Raw genomic sequence first — 3,137 nt, forward strand, 5'->3', positions numbered from 1 at the left:
CGAGCCGATGAACGGGCTGGACCCGGCCGGGATCCGGCAGATGCGGGGCCTGTTGCGCGAGTTGGCCGACGAGGGCCGGACCGTGTTTTTGAGCAGCCACATGCTGGACGAGGTGGAAAAGACGTGCGATGAGGTGGCCGTGCTGGAGCGGGGACAAGTAATCGCGTCGGGCCGGGTCGCCGAGCTGACGGACCGTTCCGATGGCGTGCTGCTGGACACCCCTGACCGGGACCTCGCCTGGCGGGTGCTGACCGATCGTGGTCTGACGCGCGAGATCCACGACGACGGCACGGCCGATGGGGTCCTGCGGCTGCGGCTCGCCACCGGCGTCGACCCAGTGCGGGTGAACCGCGAACTGGCCGCCGCGGGTGTGGGCGTCCGCCGTTTCGAGCGGCTCCACACCTCGCTGGAGGAGACCTACCTGGCGCTTACGGCCAGCCGCGCGCACGACGACACGGCGAACCGGTGACGGGTATCGAGCGGGACGACGCACGGAAAAGGAGCACGACGATGGGTGGTTCACCGGCAATGGTCGGCGCGGAGGTGACCAAGCTCCGCCGGCGCCGGTCGTTGATGGCGGTCTCGGTCGCGCTGACGGTCGGCGGGGTGGTTATGCTCTACCTAGTCACTGGTCTTCAGCATCTAGGTGATCCCGTGCGTCATCCCGCGCCGGGAGGATCGGCGGGGCTGGACCACGCGGAGCAGCTGCTGTTCTATCTCGCGGGTTTCGCGGGCCTGTCGGTCGGCGCGACTGCCGGCACCGCGGACGAGGACAGCGGTGTGTTCCGCGACGCGGTGAGCACCGGCCGCTGCCGGTGGGCGCTGTTCGCGGCGCGGATTCCGGGGGTCCTGGCCGTGCTGGTGCCACTCACGCTGCTCGCGCTGGCCATCGCGATCGGCGGGGCGCTGCTGTTGCCCGGCACGACGGTATCGGCGGTGGTGGCCGCGCAGGGATCCGCGGCCGTGCTGGCGGTTGTCGTAGTCAACGGCCTGCTCGCGCTCGGTCTCGCGCCGCTGATCGGGGCACGTGGGCTGGTGATCGGGCTGCTCGCCGGGGCGATGCAGCTGTCCCGCATGCTCGAGCAGGCGGGCGCGCTCGGCCGGGTCCGCCTGCTGCTGCCGACGGCCGGACTGGACCGGCTGCTTCCCCTCTCACCGGGATCGCAACCACGCTCGGTGGCGGTCGGGGTCACCGTCGCCCTGGTGGTTGTCACGGGATGGGCGCTGGCCGCGCTGGTTGGCGGGTTCTGGCGGACGCAGACCCGGGCGGCGTGACCGGAATGAGGGCGGCGGCGCGTCGCTGGTTCAGTCGAGCCAGAGACGCGGCGCTGCTGGCGGTCGTCGCCGCCGCGGGGCTGGCCAGCCTCGCCAGCGCGGACGTGACCCCGTCCGCCGGCCAGGTCCGTATCGACGCGGCAATCGGCGCGCAGGCGGCCGCGGTCGCCGTGTTGGCGCTGCGTCGGCGGGCGCCGGCCGTGGTTGCGGTGGCTGCGATCGGGCTGAGCCTTCTGGCCGGGTGCCTCGCGGCGCACCTGGCCGCGGTCAGCCCGGTGCCCGCGATCGCCGCCGCCAGCTTCTTCATTATGCGTGGAAGCGGCCCGTGGCAGACCTTCAGCGTGGCCGCTGGGGCCGGGTCCGCGGCTGTGGGGCTGGCGACCCTGGGCACCGCGGCTTCCCGGCCGTCCGCGGCGGCCAGCGCCTTGGTCCTGCTCGCGGCGGCGATCAGCCTTGCCCTGTACATCGACCAACGCCATACGCTGCTGGAAGCCGAGCGGGACCGGGCCGACCGGGCCGAACACGAGCGGGCTCTGAGCGCCCGCCAGGCGGTGTTGGAGGAAAGGATCCGGATCGCCGCCGACCTGCACGACGTGATCGGTCATCATGTCGCGCTTCTCGTCGTGCAGGCCGGCGCCGCAACTGCCGCCGCCGATGACCTGACCCAGGTGCGCGGCCTGCTCGTCAGCATGGCTGGTACCGGCCGGCAGGCGATGAGCGAGCTGCGACGCCTCGTCGGTATCCTGCACAGCGACCCGGCGCACCAGGAAACAGACGGCCGCCTTCACGAGCCGCTGGCGCCCGCGGCAGCCGGCCTTACCGACCTGCCGGGTCTCCTAGACCGGGTCCGCGCGGCGGGTCTGCCTTGCGAACTCCACGTCATCGGGCCCCCCAGCGAGGTTCCAACCGTAGTCGGCCAGGCAGTGAACCGCATCGTGATGGAGGGACTGACCAACGTGGCCAGACACGCCGGGCTCGTCCCCACTGCCGTCACGATCACCTACACGCTGGACGAGGTCCGCGTTCACATCCTCAACCACACGGCGTCGACCCGCACTGAGGCCACCGGCGGCGGACGCGGCCTCGCGGGCATGCACGCCCGGGTTGACCTGCTCGGCGGGCAGCTCATCGCCGGTCCCGACGCCGAACGCGCAACCTGGTCCCTCCACGCCCGGATCCCCACCGGACCCGGCCGTGACTGACCCGATCAGAATCCTCGTCGTCGATGACCAGCCACTGATGCGTCAGGGATTCCGTCTGATCCTTGATGCCCAGCCCGACCTCACCGTCGTCGGGGAAGCTGGCAACGGCGCTGACGCCGTTGAGCTTGCCCGCGATCTGCGGCCCGACGTCGTGCTCATGGACATCCGGATGCCGATCCTCGACGGCATCACCGCCACCAGCCAGATGGCAGGCGTGAAGGTCCTCGTGCTGACCACCTTCGGCGAAGACGAATACGTCGACCGGGCCTTGATCGCCGGCGCCAGCGGCTTCCTGCTCAAGGACGCCACCCCCGACCAGCTCGTCGCGGCGGTCCGGACCGCCGCCAGAGGCGACGTCATCCTCGACCCGTCGGTCACCCGCCGGCTCCTCGACCGTGTTCTACCGGGCCTCGCTAGATCCGCCGCCGTGTCCAACCCGCCACCCGCCGTGCTGAGCCCTAGGGAAACCGAAATCCTCCGCCTCGTCGGCCAAGGGCTGTCCAACCGCGAAATTGCCCACACCCTCACCCTCGCCGAACCCACCGTCAAAAGTCACGTTTCCCACATCCTCACCAAACTCGACCTCCGCGACCGGGTACACGCGGTGCTCTACGCCCACCACCACGGACTCATCCAGACATGACCTCTAACGCCGATTTC

The 3,137-nt window shown here is 70.9% G+C and carries 3 protein-coding genes and 1 pseudogene; all 4 read left to right on the forward strand.

Features of this window, described 5'->3' with window-relative positions:
- A pseudogene (locus U9977_RS26545) lies at window positions 1–469 on the forward strand (ABC transporter ATP-binding protein); the annotation flags it as partial.
- Window positions 470–510: 41 nt separating this feature from the next.
- Complete coding sequence (locus U9977_RS26550; RefSeq protein WP_322752008.1) at window positions 511–1,275, forward strand: hypothetical protein; 765 nt, start codon at window positions 511–513, stop codon at window positions 1,273–1,275.
- A 5-nt stretch (window positions 1,276–1,280) separates the two neighbouring features.
- A complete protein-coding gene (locus U9977_RS26555) occupies window positions 1,281–2,477 on the forward strand; it encodes a sensor histidine kinase (RefSeq protein WP_322752010.1) in 1,197 nt (398 codons plus the stop codon).
- Window positions 2,470–3,120 carry a response regulator transcription factor gene (locus tag U9977_RS26560; protein WP_322752009.1) on the forward strand — a complete coding sequence of 217 codons (651 nt, stop codon included), beginning with the start codon at window positions 2,470–2,472 and terminating at the stop codon, window positions 3,118–3,120. Before U9977_RS26555 ends, U9977_RS26560 begins: the two co-directional genes overlap by 8 nt.
- Window positions 3,121–3,137: the final 17 nt, after the last annotated feature.

This window comes from Protofrankia sp. Cas8, from assembly GCF_963555845.1.
In the GTDB taxonomy this organism is placed as follows: Bacteria; Actinomycetota; Actinomycetes; order Frankiales; family Frankiaceae; genus Protofrankia.